The sequence below is a fragment of the Flavobacterium cryophilum genome (genome assembly GCF_048286555.1).
Taxonomy (GTDB): Bacteria; Bacteroidota; Bacteroidia; order Flavobacteriales; family Flavobacteriaceae; genus Flavobacterium.
In genome coordinates, this window is sequence record NZ_JBLVPZ010000018.1 from 1 (window position 1) to 17,848 (window position 17,848).

Genomic DNA, 17,848 nt, shown 5'->3' on the forward strand with positions numbered 1-17,848 from the left:
GCTTTTTTTGTGAATATCTAAACCAATGAATATCTTTGGAATAGAAAAGGCGTCTTGTAATTGCATAATCTTCGTTTTTAGTACTCTCAAAGTTATGCTTTTACATAGATGCTTTGAACATACTGGTCTGAGTAATGATATATGCGGTTTCATAGGCACCAAAGGAATGACCCATCAACCCGATCTTTTCTCTATCGACACTACCTCCATCCATAACTTTTTCTACTGCAGCCTTCACACATTTCAATGCGGAATCGCCAGGCTCGTTTATTGTATACGCTATATCGGGTAATAACACAAAGTAGCCTTCGGCAGTAAAATTTGCTATATTTAAACCGTTTCCTGATTGAAACGATGGCTCGACATACTCATGCAATTCTCCAGATCTCCTACTGTAAATGTGCACTATCATAGGATATTTTATTCCGGATTGATAATTTGCCGGGTAATACAAGGCTCCCTTTAGTTCTTTTCCCTCTGGGGATTTATATTTTATCAATTCGGATTTCCCCCAATAAAAATTCTTTTGCTGTTCATTGGTCCTCACAATAATTTTTTCTTCCGCCCGACTATTTATCAGCACCAGTGTAGGGGAAGCCTCGAAACTTTTTTCTAGGAACAAATAATTTTTATTGTCTTGAGACTTTTCGATAAAAATCATTTTCTTATTTTTCTCTACTAAGGTCTTTACATTTCCATTTGACCATACGCTAAAACCTTCCTCAAGCGTTTGCGTATTTACAGTATGTAAAAGCAGATTATCGTCCAGATTAAAGGTTTGGGTAAGAAAATAGAAAGTATCAATCTTGTAATTGTATACGTTTCCTTCTTCGGCGATACGGTACCTGACCTTTGTTTTTCGCCCGTCTGTGATTTTTTTCGTCGTTGTTCCGTCTGGCGACAGTAACCAAATGTCATATTCGTCGTAAATTATCAGGTACTGATCATTTGCAGACCAGCCCGGATTTCCATAAGCAGGAGGTATGCCGGATTCATCGTATTGCACGTCATAAAATGAAATGTTAAGCGAGACTGTAAGGCAGGTATGCTTTTTTGTAGCGATATTATACGTCCACCAATTATTGTCTTTGAAATAGCAAACAAATTTTCCGCTAGGTGAAACTGTTGTTACCCCCATATCCATTAATTGTTTCTTTACCACTAACTGCTGTTCTCCAGTAAGAAGATTTTTGATATAAACATCGCTATATTCACCACCATATTTATAGCGCGGCAAATATTCATCCCTCCTGAACACAAGCGCATTTTTCTGATCTCCTGTTGGAACTACATTGGTAAAATTAGCCTCTTCTACCGTTTTTAGTTCTCCTGAATTAATTAGCCAAACGGAGCAAGTTGCTTCCTCATCAGGATGTTGTGGCGGAACCGTTGTATCATCAGTATTCCAGATTTGTACATCAGATTGTTTCGTTGCTTTCTCATTACAAGTCTTCCTGCTTTTTATGTCAAAGAAAATCCTTTCATTATCAGCTGAAATAAATAATCTGGACAAAGGGATGTAGCTTGTTTTGGTCAAGGAATCGAAATATTGGGACGGAGGCGTTTTTAGTATAATTGTTTTTTCAAAACCTGTGCAGTAGTATATTTTATGTTCATTCAGCTGACTTTCATTGTTGCGAATCTGCTCAAAAAAAGTGACTCCTTTACCCGTTTTATCCCAAGCTAAACCCATAAACGTATTTGCTGAGGTTGCTATTATTTCCTGCTCTTGCAAGGAATCTTTCAAGGTAAATACTTTTACAGCCGCACTATTTTTTATCTCGGTAACCACTGCCAATAATCGCATGTCAGGACTAAGATTGAATTCATTTACATTTTGGATGGTATAGCTCTTATCCGATTTTAAGTCTTTAATCCAAAGGGATTGTTTTCCATCTGTATTTTGTACTCCAATAACGTAAGACCCCAAACCAGTAAAAAAATATTTATTTATTTTTGGAAAACTTTGGCGTTGTCCAGTTTCGAGATTCAATAATTTGAGTGTGTCGGCTATCTTACAGCCGAACCATTTATTATCCTTTGTAATTGTCGCATTAGAGCCAGCTGGAAATATGTACTTATAGTTCGTTGTGCCATTTTTCAGAAATAAAGTATCTTTTTTATCTGCATAATTCAAAGTGTATGACACCCATTTCCCGTCATTGGATAATGTTCCCGGATATATAGTGCTCCATAGCTTATAATCTGCAGGTTGCAATTTTCTTTTTACCTGTGCTGAGCCCTTCACCATCATGCCTAAACTCATGAAGAATATAAGCAGAATGGATATTATTTTGGTTTCTGATTCCATTTTAATTTTTTTAGTATCCGGGATTTTGAGGGAGAAGATTTCTATTTAACAGTAATTCCGATTGTGGCAGAGGCCAAAGTATATCGGTACTATTCCAGCCTATTTTACGTGTTTCAAGTACCTGATCTGCAACTCCAAAACGTTTGAGGTCAAACCATCGGTGTCCCAGTTCCGTAAAAAACTCCACCTGTCTTTCTTTTAAAATTGCCTTTAACAATTCGGATTGTGTACCTGCTGGCGTATCTGTCAGACCTGCTCTGTGTCTGATTGTATTCAAGTCTTCCTTTGCGCCGGAAATATTACCCAAATGTGTTCTGGCTTCGGCTCTTATTAAATAGATTTCCTCTAAGCGGAATAGTATGGAATATTCTCGCGATGATCCAGTATTGTTATTTTCTTTGTATTTATTGGCAAAATACCAAGTTTCTAAACCGTCCGTTACAGTTCCTACCCAATGATCTCTGCGTAAATCTCCTGATTCAAAGGATTCGATTAAAGAATTACTTAATCCACTAACTGGCGGCGGACCAGTAAGAAAGATAAAACTTTGGGCTTCGAATGTATTGTTTCCAGCAAATTGAGGCATCAGTTGCCATAGCGTGCCTGGGCTGTCTTTAAGAAATACTTTATCTATATCTTCTTCTAACCCATATAATGATGTGTTATTAATTATCAAATTGGCTTCCGCTTCTGCAGCATTCCAATTTTCATTATATAAATTTATCCTTGCCAAAAGCGCTTCGACAATACTCTTATTTGGACGCACTCTTTCATCGCTTGAGTATTCATCAGGCATTCCTAATTTTGCATTTATTAAATCTTCAATAATTGAACGGTACACTTCAGCAGGAGCTTTTTTTTCTATCGTTGTGTTTAGTCTGTAATCAGTAGTTGTTACATACGGAATATTGCCATACAGGTTTACGAGATAAAAGTGAAGATAAGCCCGAAGAAATTGTGCTTCGCCAATTAGTTGTCCTTTATCATTTTGTGCAATGCCTGTAGATGCTGTTACTCCTTCAATTACAGCATTTGAGGCGTAAATTAAATTATAGGTATTATTCCATACTTCAGAAATGGTGCTGTTTGAAGGGAGTAAGACATTTTTGTAGAAAGCCTCTTCCCTTTGTCCATCAATACCATAGTAATTTAAATCATCAGCATAATTTCCTAAAAGATTTGAAATGCCATTAAAGTTCCCTGTAACCAGCACATTATTCTGCATTTTTATGTAGATGTTAGCTAGAGCTGCCTGTGCTGTTGCTTTATCTTTAAAAACATTTTCGGCTGTCAATTGCGAGTTAGGAACTTCAATCTCCACAAAACTTTCGCAACTTATAAACAGTATCGGTCCGACAATACTGGCAATTAAAAAAGCCATTCTTCTTTTTGCTATATTTTTCATGTTATTATTTTTTTAGATTAAAAATTTAATTGAATTCCCATAGTCACGACCCTTAGTGGAGGAAGCTTTCCAAATGATTGGTTTTCAGGATCCGCACCATTAAAACGTGTTATTGTAAGCAGGTTTTGTCCTTGAAGATACAGGCGACAACTAGCCGCTTTAAGCCATGACTGTGGTAAACTGTACGAGATTGAAAGATTTTTTAGCCTTATAAACGACGCATCACTAAATGCTGCATCACTGTAACTATAGTAAGAATAGTATGCATTTACCGCTTCATCATTAAAGCCAGCGGTATATTTCTGCACCCCGTCTGTTTGTCCTAGTTGCCAACTGTTAAGATTTGACAGTGGTTGATTGTTTCCCGTTCCTGGAACCACTCCCGAACCATTGTAATTGAAACCGAGCTGTTTTACAAACTGAAACAAGAAATCCAACTGCCAATTTTTATAAGAAAAGCTATTGTTCAGACCTCCAAAGTAATTTGGATTTGTACTAACTATTCTTTGACGGTCTTCTAAAGGTGTTAAAGCACCATCTCCATTAAAGTCTTTAAACTGATAAATACCTGTTTCCGGATTTATACCGGTAAAGTGATAGACCAGATGAATATCAAGCGGTTCCCCAATTACGTATTGGCTGGCATAAGTTGATCCTGCCAAGTTTGGGAAAGCCAAAAGTTTATTTGTGGCGATAGCGAGATTAATGGAAGTTGACCATTTGAACTCTTTGTTTTGAAGGTTTAACGAACGTAGTTCAAATTCCCAACCTGTATTTTCAACGGTTGCCTTTAAATTGGATTGTATGGATGGGAATCCAGTTGTTCCGGGTAGTGGTATTCCGACCAACTGATTGGAAGATCTATTGCGGTAATGTGCAGTTGTGATAAAAATACGGTCTTTCAGGAAACCCAGTTCTAGAGCCATTTCTAATTTCTTATTGGTCTCCCAACTAAAATCAGGGTTGTATAAACGAGCGGGTTCAAGACCAACGGTACCTTGGTAACTGCCTCCAGACGATATATAGGTATTCATAAACTGATAGTCGCCAATTTGGTCACTTCCGGTGGTACCATAACTTCCCCTAAGTTTCCCAAAACTGATGAATGAATATTTTTCAGCAATTATATTTTCTCTTGCAAAAAGCCAAGCAGCACCTATAGCTCCAAAATTAGCAAAGCGATTGCCGGAACCAAAGCGACTAGAACCATCGCGACGACCAGTAATATTTATGAAATATTTACTGTTAAGACTATAATTAATGCGGCCAAAAAAGGCACTGTAACGGTACAAACCATTTGTATTGTTTAACACTTGTACATTAGCCGCTGCGGCACTATTTGTTATAAGACTATTGCTTGAAAAGCCTGATGCGTTTACTCCTAATGATGCTGATGAACTTTCTTGAAAAGTTGTTCCAGCCAATGCTTTAATGGTTCCAAAACCAAAGTCCTTTTGCCACGACAACTGTGGTTCCACGTTCCAAGACTGTTGGCCTGATTTGTTCGTATAAAAAGATGAAATGGAACTGTCTAAGCCGTAGGCTGGGTTGTAGATTGTTGAGGGTACTGTTTTAGACTCGTCAAGGCGAGTATCTGTGTAACCAAGAATTGTTTTAAATTCCAGTGCAGGCATTATTTTATAGCCTATGACGCTTCCTGCAACGAGTGTATTTGTTTTTGCAAGATATTTGGACTCTAAGAGTCTTAAAGGATTCTTCCAAGTAGCGTTTTCCCAATTTAATTCGCCGTTACCATCATATAATGCGGGAGCATTTGGAGCCAGTTGTGAAGCTTCAAGAGTCAGGTCGGTTCCCAGTAAATTATTTTTATCGAGCGTATAATTTCCGGAAAGACTAATCTTAAATTTATCGTTATCTGAACTATGATTTATGTTGAAGTGTAAAGCTGTTTTACCATACGCAAAGTCACCTGGAAACACCGTAGTTTGATTAAAATTACTTGCCCGAATTATAAACTGTGTCTTGCTGTTCCCTGCGGAGACAGCAGCATCAATACTTCGAGTATATGCCGTTCCGCCAATTAGCTCTTTTTGCCAATCTGTATACCGATTCCTATCCCAAGTTCCATTGACGTCATACGCCCAGGAAGGATATTCGGTTATTCCATCATTTGCGAAGGCCTGTTCTCTCATTCCAAGATATTGTGACGTATTCATAAGATCGAGCATACGAGTTACTTTGCCAGTTCCACTGTAGGTATTAATTGAAAACGCTGTTTTCCCTGATTTCCCTTTTTTGGTTGTGATGAGTACAACACCGTTGGCACCTCTTGAGCCATATATTGATGTTGCATCAGCATCCTTGAGGATTTCAATGCTTTCTATATCGGACGGATTTATACTATTGAGCGGGCTAATACCCGGTGCCGGGAGGATTGATCCTGAAATTAAATCATTGCCCATATTTTGTGTGGAAAACGGCATTCCATCAATGATGTACAATGGATTATTTGCATCGGTGCGAATACTGTTTCTGCCTCTTATTTCTATTTCAAAACCACCCCCGGGAACACCTGTGGTCTGCGTAATATTGACACCCGCTATACGACCTTGCATTGCCGCAAGGACATTCGCAACAGGTTGTTTTTCGATTTCTTTAGCGGACATTTTTGAGATGCTGCCCGTACGTTCGCTTTCCTTTACGGAATAATAACCCGCATTGACACGGACTTCTTGTAATGAAGTTATGTCTTCCAGCAATTGTATGTTGATTATTTTACGACCGTTTATGGGCGCTGTAGCGGTTTTAAATCCCATGAAAGTAACCACTAAAATATCGTCAGGTGATGATGTGAGCCTGTATTGACCATTAAAGTCAGAGATCGTAACGGTTGTCGATTTTCCTTTTATTGAAACTGTTACGCCGGGCAATTTGCTAGTGCCATCAGTGATGGTACCGCTTATTTGGATTTCTTGAAGTGGAGACTGCATTTGCCTCAGTCTTTTGTTTGCCAGAGCTGTGGTGCAGGATAATAAGAATCCGATAATAATCAAGTACCAAAAAGCCGAATCCCCCTTGTAAAATGAAAATTTTTTCATAATATTGGTTTAGTTAAATGAAATGTGAGTTTTGTTTTTACTATAGTCCTCTAGTCTAGTTTGCCGACGAGTTAGAGGACTTTTTTTGTTTAGTCTTAAAGTCTCAAGGCGAATGTCTTAAAGTCTTTAGGAAAGGTTTTTTTTACTATATCTTAAGTATGTGGGTTTTTAGTTATGAGTTGATGTTCTTGCGGTTTAATAACCTGTATCTCAACCAAAAATCCACAGGCACATCGTTGCAATAAAAAGTACAATTATTCCTATTTGTATTTGCTTGTAGTATTTCATGATAATAATTTAGATGTAATAAACCTAGTTGTATTCCTACGGTAAGATGACGTAAGAGCGGTATGAAAAAGAATAATTGATTTTCAGGTTCGGCTCTCAACCCTTTGTTTAATGAAAATTTATTCATACTATTGGTTTAGTTAAATGAAATGTGAGTTTTGTTTTGCAATAGTCCTCTAGTCTAGTTTGCCGACGAGTTAGGGGACTTTTTTTGTTTAGCCTTAAAGTCTCAAGTCGAATGGCTTAAAGTCTTTAGGGAAGGTGTTTTTTGCTACATCATAAATATGTGGGTTTTTAAGAGTTAGTTTATGGTTGTTAGGTATGATTAAATAACCTGCACCTTTTATTAACAAATTCAAATTAAATTAACTAGGTGTTCTGTTCAAAGGACCTTTCGGTGCAGGTATTTTTTAGTTATTGGTTTTTGGTCATAGGTTTTTGGTTATTGATTTACACTTGGGCATAGGGATCTTGTGCCGGCAAAGAAAAGGGCATTTTCTTTACTGGTATTTTATGTAGTTTACTGGTTGAAACCACACGAAACGCTGGGTGGGAGGTGTTTTTTAGGTATCTAATTTATTAAATTCATAGGCATGCTGATTTTAGCGGGTTAAACTGCTGCGAGACTATGAAAATGATGAAGCGGTGCTAAGAATTGAAGTGAGTTTTGCCCTAATTAATGGCCATAAAAAATGGCATGGAACTCAGCTTAAACGCTATCGGGGTACTGGCGGTACCTTACCACGAATAAGTGAGCCCACGCCATGGGACGTGAGCATCGTACTTATCATCTCGTGGTTATTTAAACGCCAGTTTTCGATAACGAGATTCAAAGCGAATGCTTCAAATATTTTTAAATGAAGAAACGCAAAATTACAATTCATTACTGAATTTTAAACAAATATATAAAATATTATCACATACCAATAGGTATGTGATAATAAATTTTAAAATCCCTTCATTGTCAACTAATTTATAGTCATGATTGTAGAGATAGTAATATCAGAAATCGATTTTCGAATCAAGGAAAATATTAGGTATGCAAGAATAAAAGCAGGTATTGATCAAGTTACACTTGCTCACAGGATCGGTGTGTCTGAGGGTTATATTGGAGGTATTGAAAATCCAAAGAATCCTGCTAAAGCAAACATCAGGTTGGTTTCAAGAATTGCAGTAGCGTTAGGATTAGATTCATACAGTGAAATAATGCCTAAAAAAGTCATTAAAAATGATATCGTTAAATTAAGACTTGATTTATTTAATATTAATACGAGAAATCAAGTCGTAGATGCTAAAGGAAATGTCCCAGAAAGATTAAAAGAACTTTCTAAAGTTAAACTTTCAGACATAGATTATCAACTTTTTAAAGATCAAAAGCAAGAGTATTGTACTATTATAGAATAATTTTACAAACCTTTATTGATAATAAATAAAACTTAAAAAGATGCCTAGGCATCTTTTTAAGTTTTATAGCGGTAAGTAATACTTATCAATTCGGGATTATTACTTGTCAAAAATGGATTACTTGATTTGAAGATAAAAGACGTTTACCTATTCCTTCTATATTTGAGGTATGGAATGGTATGAAATAATATGGCTAATTGTGGTTTGGTTTTTAGGGCTTTACCTAAGAAGGAAAATTTATGAGTTTAGGAGGGATTATAACAAAAATTGTAGCTGGAAGAGTAGGAGGAAGGAGTGAAAGATGCTGAAATGGACTTACTTCTAAAAGTAATACGGTTAACCTAATCCCTCCATTTATGAATTATAGTCATTTGCCGACAAAACAAAATTATTGTTTGTACATTTACAACGATGAAAGGATACATTAAAATAGTACTTCTGCTTTTGATATCGTGTTGCTATGTCAACACCGTATTTGAATTTTCGGATACCGAGGAGAAGGCAAATTTTAAAAATGAAAGTCATGCCTACATTCAACAATTTAGCAACCAAACCTTTGCAAACAGTGTAACACAAAGTATTCCGCATTGTGATATTAATTGTGATACACCAATCCAATTCCATTTAAGTGCATTTCTACCTGTATCTAAATGCAATTCATTCTACAAAATCTCTTTCTTTCCAAAACGGGATAAGCTTTTTATTCTGTATTCTTCTTACTTGATTTAATGATTTTTTGATTTGACTTTTTTAGGCAATTGCTATGCAGTTGTCTGTTTTACTGTTTCAAACAATTCTATTTAAATCCAAGAATGAAAAAAACAGTATTCATTCTTTTGCTATTTCTTTTTTTAGCAACAGCGCAAAATACTTTTAAATCAATCATCAAAATAAAAAAACAAAAGAAGCAATTACGAATGTTTCTGTATTTTTAGTGGGAACTCGAAAGGTTCTATTTCCGATGAAAAAGGATTTGTAATAATCGAAAATATTCCCAACGGAAAGCAAACCATTGTTTTTAATCCTCTTGGTTACAGTAAAAAGAGAAAACTATTACATTCCCTCAAAATGATACTATTGAAATATTTTAGAACCAACAGCGGGTAAATATAACATTCTTATTAAACTAAAAAATGAAAAAATTAAAACAAAACATAATTTTACTTACTATACTTTTAAGTACAATTTCTTTAACCGCACAAGAAGTACTTAAAAAGGATAGTATCAAACAAAATTTAAAGTTCAATTACAAGCAACTTATTATTCCCACTCTTTTAATTAGTTACGGAGCTGTAGGTATTGAAAAAATCGACTACCTAAAAGAATTAAATTTTGAGATTAGGGAAGAAGTTATAAACGATATTGACAGAAGAACCACTTTTGATGATTTCTCACAATATGCTCCTGCTTTAACTGTTTACGTATTAAATAATTTAGGAATACACGGAAAAAATAATTTAAAAGATAGAAGTGTTATTTTAGGGACCTCTTTTTTATTAGTTTTTATTTCCGTAACAGCATTAAAACGCATTACAAAAGTTGAACGTCCAGATGGTTCTTCATATTCTTTTCCATCAGGACATACTGCAACCGCTTTTGCTGGTGCCGAGTTTCTTTGGCAAGAATACAAAGACAAATCTATATGGTACGGAATTTCAGGTTATGCAGTCGCAACTGCAACCGGTATTTTTAGAATTACCAATAATAAACATTGGCTTACAGATGTTGCCGCAGGCGCTGGTTTAGGAATATTGAGTACAAAAATTGCGTATTGGTTAAATCCTTATATGAAAGCAAAAATATTTAAATCAACTGAAGAGAGAAAAACGATATCAATGATAGCCCCTTTTTATAACGGTAAAGAAATTGGATTAGCTATACTTTTAAAGTTAAAATAAACTTACATATGAAAAACTCACAAATAATTACCAAAATAAATTCTCTCAACCTCCACAAAGGTGTTATGTTCTTTACACAAAACTTTTATTAATTCATCAAATTATACTAAAATGCTAAACATATCATTTTTAGACCTATCCGCTTCAACAGGATTAGTCGCGACAATAGTGCTAACTTTCAATTTCCTTTTAGGAATGATGATAAGTACAAATTATAAAAGACAAACCTATTGGAAAACGCTGCCCAAAAAAATTAAAAACATTAATCTGTTCAATTTTCATAATTGGACAGCATACTTCGCATTATTTTTAGTCGTCTTACATCCAACATTTTTATTATTTGATGCTTCAACAAAATTCAAATTCATTGACATCATTTTTCCAATCAATGCACCAACACAAAAAATATTTGTTGCTTTTGGAACCCTTTCAATGTTAGCAATATTTACAGTTTTAATAACAACACAAAAAATAGTGAGAGATAAAATGAGTTTTCGAGTTTGGAAAAACATTCATCTTATTTCTTACGCTACAGCAATGCTTTTTGTGGTTCACGGAATAGTCATGGACCCTTTATTAAAAAACCGTCCAGTTGATATTTTTGATGCCGAAAAAGTAGTTTCAGAAGTTTGCCTAATTGTTTTAATAGCGGCAAGTTATGCTCGATATAAATTTCATAATAAAACAAAAATTGTATAATGAAATTTATCTACCTTTTCCTATTTGTATTTTGTACAATTAATACGATTGCACAAAATGACAGTAAAAAACATTTTATTTATAATCCTGACGCAGGTTTACAATATAAAAAAAGTGATTTTCAATGGACAACTTGGGCGTTTGCCGAAAGATTATTTTCGTCAAATCAACTTCCAGCTTGGAGAAGAGTGCGACAAGGAATGGAATTTCAGTTACCAAGTTATCCATTCAAAATAAATGGAAATAAATTTCGTACAATCGTATTCTATGAAGTTGATTTTACAGATAATAACTTTTTTCAAGATAGTAAAAGATTTAAAATTTGGGAAAATCTGTTTATAACATTTCAAGATGCAAATGACTCCAATAAATTTCGAATATTGTTTGGGGAAAACACGAATATTTTGTCAAAAGAAGATAATTTATCTTCGGGTAATCTGCCAACAATAAATCGAAGTTTAATTCTCGAACAGCACGGAAGCACAAATAGTTTTGGTACACAATGGGGCTTACAAATTCAATCACAAGTGTCAAAAAGAATATTTTTACAAGCATCAATGCAAGACAATAGAGGTTCGCTTAATCAAAATCATCCTAGTTTTCAATTTTGGAATTCGCTGACTTTTAAAATTACGCAGTCTATTATCCAAGCCACCGATAAAAGCAATCAAAAGTTAAATATTGGTTTTGCGATAGACAATACTCAAAACATAAAAGATAAAAATTTTACTCTAATTTCAGGTATAAATAATGTGTCATTAGGAAGCACCTTGGCAACAGGAACTAAACTGACTTTTGAAAATAATTTGGACTACACTAATACTATTGGAAATCATTTTTATACCATCGAATATGAAGTGATTAATTCTAATTATTCAGACCAAAAATTAAATGTTAAGGGTGGCTACGGTCAGCTACAATTTCAAGTATTTGATAAAAAAAAGATTGGCGATTTAGTACCTTTCGTACGCTATGATTTAGTTGCATTAAACAATCCTAATGAAAAAGCAACAGAACAGGCAATCAAAATGGGTATTAATTATAATTTGGCCCAAACAAACAAATTGTTAAACTTTCACATAGAATATGCACATCATTTACTTAATGGATCTCCAACTATTTTGACCACAACGCTAAACAAATTCGATGAGTTCAGATTTGGAATTCGAGTAAATACAACAAGATATTTAAGATTTTAATTGTATCCTTTATGAAAATATTTAACTACATAACTCGGACAGTTTGGGTACTATCTTTAGTCAGTTTATTTACTGATACAGCAAGTGAAATGCTTTACCCAATTATGCCAATTTACTTAAGAGCAATCGGATTTTCTATTGTTTTGATTGGTGTTTTGGAAGGTTTTGCAGAAGCTTTGGCAGGTTTAAGCAAAGGATATTTCGGGAAATTATCAGACAATTCCGGAAAACGAGTTCCGTTTGTTCAACTCGGTTATGCTTTTAGCACTATTTCAAAACCAATGATGGCAGTTTTTACTTTTCCACTTTGGATTTTCTTTGCACGAGCTGTTGACCGCTTTGGGAAAGGCATTCGCACAGGTGCTAGAGATGCTATTTTATCGGATGAGGCAACTCCGGAAACAAAAGGAAAAATTTTTGGTTTTCATCGATCAATGGATACTTTTGGAGCAGTTATCGGGCCCGCATTGGCATTATTGTATCTATACTTTTATCCACAGGATTACAAAACACTTTTTTATGTCGCATTTATTCCAGGGCTACTGGCTGTATTGGCATCCTTTTTTTTGAAAGACAAAACTAAAGCCCATCCAATAGAAAGAAAACCAACACCTTTTTTCTCCTTTCTAAATTATTGGAAAGCAAGTCCATTGCAGTATCGAAAATTACTAATCGGGTTACTGGCATTTACCTTATTCAACAGTTCCGATATTTTCTTGTTATTAAAAGCAAAACAGGCAGGTCTAAATGACACGGCAGTAATTGGGGTTTATATTTTTTATAATTTGGTTTATGCACTTTGCGCGTTTCCAGTAGGAATTTTTGCAGACAAAATTGGATTAAAGAAAATGTTTGTTTTTGGGCTTTCTTTGTTTGCAATAGTATATTTTGGGATGGCTTTTAGTACTAATATTTATACTATAGCAATGCTATTCTTTATTTATGGAGTTTATGCATCAGCAACTGAGGGGATTTCCAAAGCTTGGATTAGTAATATTTCCAATAGAAAAGATACTGCAACAGCAATCGGAACTTATTCAGGTTTTCAAAGCATTTGTACAATGTTAGCGAGTTCTTTAGCTGGCCTAATTTGGTATCAATTTGGTGCAAATGCTACATTTATAATTACTGGAATAGCAACAGTTTTTATTATCATTTACTTCTCATTTTTTGTAAAAAAATAGACATAGACAAATTTAGGAGTGGTATAAAATAGCTTACAAATATTAAAATTACTGCCAACTGCTTTGGTTGGGCTTGCAAAGCCAAAAATGAAACCTGTGTTGAACGGAACTTAAGGTAGTTTTGAAAAGTACTGTTTTTAAGCTGCGGGATTTGAAGACTGAAATAATACTTAGTAGAAAAAGATGCAAGGGCATCTTTTTCTGTTTTACAGCGGTAAGTAATATTTATCAATTTGGGATTATTACTTATCAAAAGCGGATTACTTGATTTGAAGATAAAAGATGAATACCTATTCCTTCTATATTTGAGGTATGGAATGGTATGAAATAATAGGATTTATTGCGGTTTGGTTTTTATGTTTTTAGCTGAGAGGGAAGTTCTATGAGTTTAGGAGGAATAGGCACTATAATTATAGCTGAAAGAGTAGGAGGATTGGGTGAAAGATGCTGAGTGGTGTCTTTTATGTTTTATGCCGGTACAAATTACAAAACCAGCCACTTTGCACTCCTTTAAGCACAACTACTCTACTCATTTACTGTACAGCGACACTAATTTACAATAGGCGCAAGAATTTTTGGGACATAATAGTAGTAAAAACTACCGAAATATATACCTATGTTATTACGAAAAGTCTGCAGCAAATAAAAAGTCCTTTTAAAGATTTGTAAGAAAATTTTAATATATTTGAAAAGACATAAAGCGAAACAAACCTTCGCCAATCTATCCCTATTTGGGTGTGTATACGAAGGTTTGTTTTGCCTATATGCAAGTTGGCAGCAATTATAAACCACATTTTCGTAAATATGAACAAAGCATATTATTTCGTAATTGCATTCTTAATTTTAGGTTGTAATAGAAAGCCACCAGAAGCCAAAACACCAACAAAGTTGCCGAATTTGAAAATATTGTTGGAGTAGGTTATTTGAAACTGACAGCAGATTATGATGAATGTGGAGAGTGGGGCGGACATCACGAAGAGATAAAAATTGTTCGTGCAGAAAAAAAACTTTTTGCCGAAATAACAAAAGATAGCGTTGACTGCAAAAATTTAACAAGCCGAAAAATTATCGAGAAAAAAAGAGTTGCTTTGAATGAAAATCATAAAATAGCTATTTCTGATTATTTGCATGAACTTCTGAATAAAAGTTTAGAAGAACAAATTCCATATCATGCGGGTCAATGGTATACCGCTGAAACAATCGATTCTACTTTAGTTTTAAATTATCACGAAGCTGGAAATAATTGGAAAGGATTTATGAAACTAAAAGTAGAATTGTCTAAATAACTGCTGCTAACAGCTAGGATTTCGTTGCGTGCGTAGCACGAACAATGAAGCCCGTGTTGAACGGAACCGAATACCTGCCGCCAACACTATGGAGTTATCGTAAAGATTGTAGAGGTATTTTCAAGAGGATTTTGTTCCTCTTTTTTTGTGGAGTTGTTTCAGCTTGATTTTTTTGATGTTTTCCTTCACTTTTGAACACAATTTCCCTTACCCGTAAAATTAGTTTTCACAGGGAATGGCGTTTTGGCTACGACCAAGAAACCAAGCAGGCGGACCACGCTGGTCAAAAACCGCTATGCGGTGTAAATTGCCTGTTTTACAACAAGGACACTTTTGTAAAAAGGACTTCTTTTCTGCTTTTTCTAAAACTTTTACCTTAAGTTTTTCCTGCAAAAGTTTCAGCTTTTGACGCTTCCAAGTGCTGCTCAAAAAACCATAATGACGGATTTTCACAAACCGTTTGGGCAAAATATGCAACGAAAAACGCCTGATAAATTCCTGATGAGTAAGTGTCATTTGTTTTTTAACGCCCGCTACTCGGTAATCCTTGTAATCAAAAGTCACCTTTTGCTCGTCAATACTCTTGATTCTATTATTGCTGATGGCTATTTTATGGGTGTATCTACCCAAATATTCCACCACTGATTTGGGACTTCCAAAAGGTTTCTTAACAAATACTACCCATGGTTTTTGCCATAATTCCTGCCGGATTTGTTCGTATTGAGTAGGCGATTTCGCCTTGAGTTTTTCGCAAAATTTAGCCCTGAAAACCTTAGACAACGCCTTGACTGGAAACAGAAATTTACCGTCTGTTCTACTGTTTTGCCATTGTCCGTTTTTATTCACACCACTGCCTGGAACAATGCAATGCAGGTGCGGATGCAAACTCAATTGTTGTCCCCAAGTGTGCAAAACGGCGATCATTCCCATTTGCATTTGCTTGGCTTTGCCAAAACTTTGAAGCGTTTCCCATGTCGCTTCAAATAAGGTATCATACACCATCTTGGGCTGATGCATCGACAAAGAATTGACACTGCTTGGCAAGGTAAAAACGACGTGGAAGTACGGCACTGGCAAGAGTTCTGTGCTTCTAGCTTGTATCCAATCTTCTCGTTTGTTACCCTGACACTTCGGGCAATGCCGATTGCGGCAAGAGTTGTAGCTTACAGTGAGAGTACCACAACTATCGCAAGAATCGATATGACCACCCAACTCGGCTGTTCTACATTTTTTAATGGCGTAAAGCGTGCGAAGTTGCCACGTATTTAATCCATAGTTTTCGATTCTTGATCCTATTTTTCGCAGTACATCCGCTACTTCACTTCGACTTCGCCCTGTGCAGCTTACCGCCCGCTGCATTGGGCAAAAAGAGTATCAAGTGGACTAAAGATGCGCTGACTTTCGAGTTGGGCAATATGTAGATATTCCATTGTGGTCTCAACATTCTGGTGTCCCAAAAGGTCTTTCAAAGTCATAATATCCATACCGTCTTCGAGCAAATGCGTGGCATAACTGTGCCGAAGCGTATGGGTATGAACTTCTTTGATAATACCCGCTGCTTTGGCGACTTGTTTCACTGCCCATTGCACGCCTCGTTGCGAATACCGATTGTCAAAATCGCCACCGGCTCCATTAGGCAAAGGTTGTCCATTAAAAACATAATCTTGGGGTTTTTCGGCTTCGATGTATTTTTTCAGCCCACGAATTAAATGTTCTGAAAGCGGTACGTAGCGGTCTTTTTTGCCTTTGCCTTGCACGACTTTGAGTTGTTTTCGGTCAAAATCTAAATCCTGTAAACGCACACTTCTAGCTTCCATACAGCGAAGTCCACAACCATAAAGCAAGCCAATGAGGATTTTATGTTTAAGCAGTTTGGCACACTGGAGCATCGCCCAAACTTCTTCCTTGCTCAAAACAACAGGGAGTTTTTTCTCGTGTTTTATCGAGGGCAACCGTAAAAATTCATACGGTAAACCCTCGGATTTTAGCAAAAACCGAAGTCCGTAAACACAGTGTTTAAAATACGTTTGAGATGGAGTTTTTGACTTTTTTTGTTGGTAAAACAAGTAATCCTGTACTTGTTCAGAATCTAATTCAGTTGGGATTTTACCAAAATAAAGCGAAATAGCCGCCACATGGCGGGAATAGTTATTGAACGTGCTTTGGCTTCTTCCTAAAATGGAAACCGTACGCTCAAATCGTTGAAGTAATTCCTCAAATCCAGGAACTTCGCGCTTGGCTTGGTTGAGGATTTTGTTTTCTCTTAACGCATCAGGATGCTTTTTTTTGTAGTCATAATATCCTATTTTAGTTATCTTCGTAAGATAATCAAAATCAACAATGGTGCTACCGAAGGTTTAGTTCAACACACGCTACAAGCAATTTGGGTATTAGGCTTAATTTGAAAATGGTTTGGTATTTGGAAGATTTGGCAAATCCGAAAATAGGGCTTAATTTAGTCCCAAACTGCGTGTAACGCGGGGACGTTGGCAATAATATTCGAAAAAATATGACAAACGAAAATCCGAATTTAAAGCTTTTAAGTATTTCTGCAATTTATTCTCTGTCCACATTTTTTATGTGGATGCTGTCTAAAAATGACGAAAGCGCTTCACTAGGTTATTTATTTATACTTGTAATCATTTGGGCTATTTTAACAATCGTAACGGGGATCATAATTTGGAAAGACAAAATAAAAATAAAAAATTGGAACATCTTAATTCTTATATTTTGTACTCCTGTTCCTTTTATCATTTTTCTTTCGGCAACTTCCAAAGAACAAGTTACAGGAATTTGGGAATACAATAAAAATAATCATCGCATAAAAGAAATCACATACGAAAACCGAAAAGAATATTTATCAAGTGTTGATAAAACCACAGAAGAATATCCTAACCCTGCAAATGATAAATATCACCTAGACAGTATTGTTTATTATGGAGAAAATTCGGAAATAATTGAAACTAAGCATTTCAAGTAAATAGAAAATATTACTGCCAACAGCTGTTCCTATGTAAAGCATCATTAAGTTATTAACAACTTTTAAGATGGTTATATGTAGGGTGTTTTTCGATTACGAATTCCGTTCCAGCGGCTTGTTGGAAAAGTTGGAAAC

At 35.5% G+C, this 17,848-nt stretch carries 12 protein-coding genes; 7 read left to right on the forward strand and 5 right to left on the reverse strand.

Features of this window, described 5'->3' with window-relative positions:
* Positions 1 to 100: 100 nt before the first annotated feature.
* Genes ACNQGJ_RS16610 through ACNQGJ_RS16620 form a run of 3 tightly spaced genes read right to left on the reverse strand, consistent with a single transcriptional unit; the run spans position 101 to position 6,775 of the window.
* Positions 101 to 2,311, reverse strand: a complete 2,211-nt coding sequence (locus ACNQGJ_RS16610) for a S9 family peptidase (RefSeq protein ID WP_417975036.1) — start codon at positions 2,309 to 2,311, stop codon at positions 101 to 103.
* 10 nt (positions 2,312 to 2,321) lie between these two features.
* Positions 2,322 to 3,716 (reverse strand): RagB/SusD family nutrient uptake outer membrane protein, encoded by a 1,395-nt coding sequence (locus ACNQGJ_RS16615; protein ID WP_417975037.1) that lies wholly within the window; start codon positions 3,714 to 3,716, stop codon positions 2,322 to 2,324.
* Positions 3,717 to 3,733: 17 nt separating this feature from the next.
* Entirely contained in the window at positions 3,734 to 6,775 is a 3,042-nt protein-coding gene (locus ACNQGJ_RS16620; RefSeq protein WP_417975038.1) for a SusC/RagA family TonB-linked outer membrane protein, read from the reverse strand.
* Between the two features lie 1,269 nt (positions 6,776 to 8,044).
* On the opposite strand from ACNQGJ_RS16620, the gene ACNQGJ_RS16625 reads away from it, so the two are divergent.
* From ACNQGJ_RS16625 to ACNQGJ_RS16650, 6 genes are all read left to right on the forward strand, one after another.
* A complete protein-coding gene (locus tag ACNQGJ_RS16625; protein WP_417975039.1) occupies positions 8,045 to 8,467 on the forward strand; it encodes a helix-turn-helix domain-containing protein in 423 nt (140 codons plus the stop codon).
* 1,133 nt (positions 8,468 to 9,600) lie between these two features.
* A complete protein-coding gene (locus ACNQGJ_RS16630) occupies positions 9,601 to 10,365 on the forward strand; it encodes a phosphatase PAP2 family protein (protein WP_417975041.1) in 765 nt (254 codons plus the stop codon).
* Between the two features lie 111 nt (positions 10,366 to 10,476).
* Positions 10,477 to 11,064, forward strand: a complete 588-nt coding sequence (locus ACNQGJ_RS16635) for a ferric reductase-like transmembrane domain-containing protein (RefSeq protein WP_417975043.1) — start codon at positions 10,477 to 10,479, stop codon at positions 11,062 to 11,064.
* A complete protein-coding gene (locus ACNQGJ_RS16640; RefSeq protein ID WP_417975045.1) occupies positions 11,064 to 12,263 on the forward strand; it encodes a hypothetical protein in 1,200 nt (399 codons plus the stop codon). Before ACNQGJ_RS16635 ends, ACNQGJ_RS16640 begins: the two co-directional genes overlap by 1 nt.
* A gap of 11 nt (positions 12,264 to 12,274) precedes the next feature.
* Positions 12,275 to 13,447 carry an MFS transporter gene (locus ACNQGJ_RS16645; RefSeq protein ID WP_417975047.1) on the forward strand — a complete coding sequence of 391 codons (1,173 nt, stop codon included), beginning with the start codon at positions 12,275 to 12,277 and terminating at the stop codon, positions 13,445 to 13,447.
* Between the two features lie 923 nt (positions 13,448 to 14,370).
* Positions 14,371 to 14,733 (forward strand): hypothetical protein, encoded by a 363-nt coding sequence (locus ACNQGJ_RS16650; protein ID WP_417975049.1) that lies wholly within the window; start codon positions 14,371 to 14,373, stop codon positions 14,731 to 14,733.
* Between the two features lie 219 nt (positions 14,734 to 14,952).
* On the opposite strand, the gene ACNQGJ_RS16655 is transcribed toward ACNQGJ_RS16650, so the two are convergent.
* Together ACNQGJ_RS16655 and ACNQGJ_RS16660 are read right to left on the reverse strand one after the other, a co-directional pair.
* The gene (locus ACNQGJ_RS16655; protein ID WP_417975051.1) at positions 14,953 to 16,092 is read right to left on the reverse strand and encodes an IS91 family transposase; all 1,140 of its coding nucleotides are present in this window, start codon (positions 16,090 to 16,092) and stop codon (positions 14,953 to 14,955) included.
* The gene (locus tag ACNQGJ_RS16660; protein ID WP_417975053.1) at positions 16,077 to 16,868 is read right to left on the reverse strand and encodes a tyrosine-type recombinase/integrase; all 792 of its coding nucleotides are present in this window, start codon (positions 16,866 to 16,868) and stop codon (positions 16,077 to 16,079) included. The genes ACNQGJ_RS16655 and ACNQGJ_RS16660 overlap by 16 nt, the downstream gene beginning before the upstream one ends.
* Positions 16,869 to 17,242: 374 nt before the next feature.
* Here ACNQGJ_RS16660 and ACNQGJ_RS16665 point away from each other — a divergent pair, with 374 nt between their 5' ends.
* Positions 17,243 to 17,713, forward strand: a complete 471-nt coding sequence (locus ACNQGJ_RS16665) for a hypothetical protein (RefSeq protein ID WP_417975054.1) — start codon at positions 17,243 to 17,245, stop codon at positions 17,711 to 17,713.
* Positions 17,714 to 17,848 lie beyond the last annotated feature (135 nt).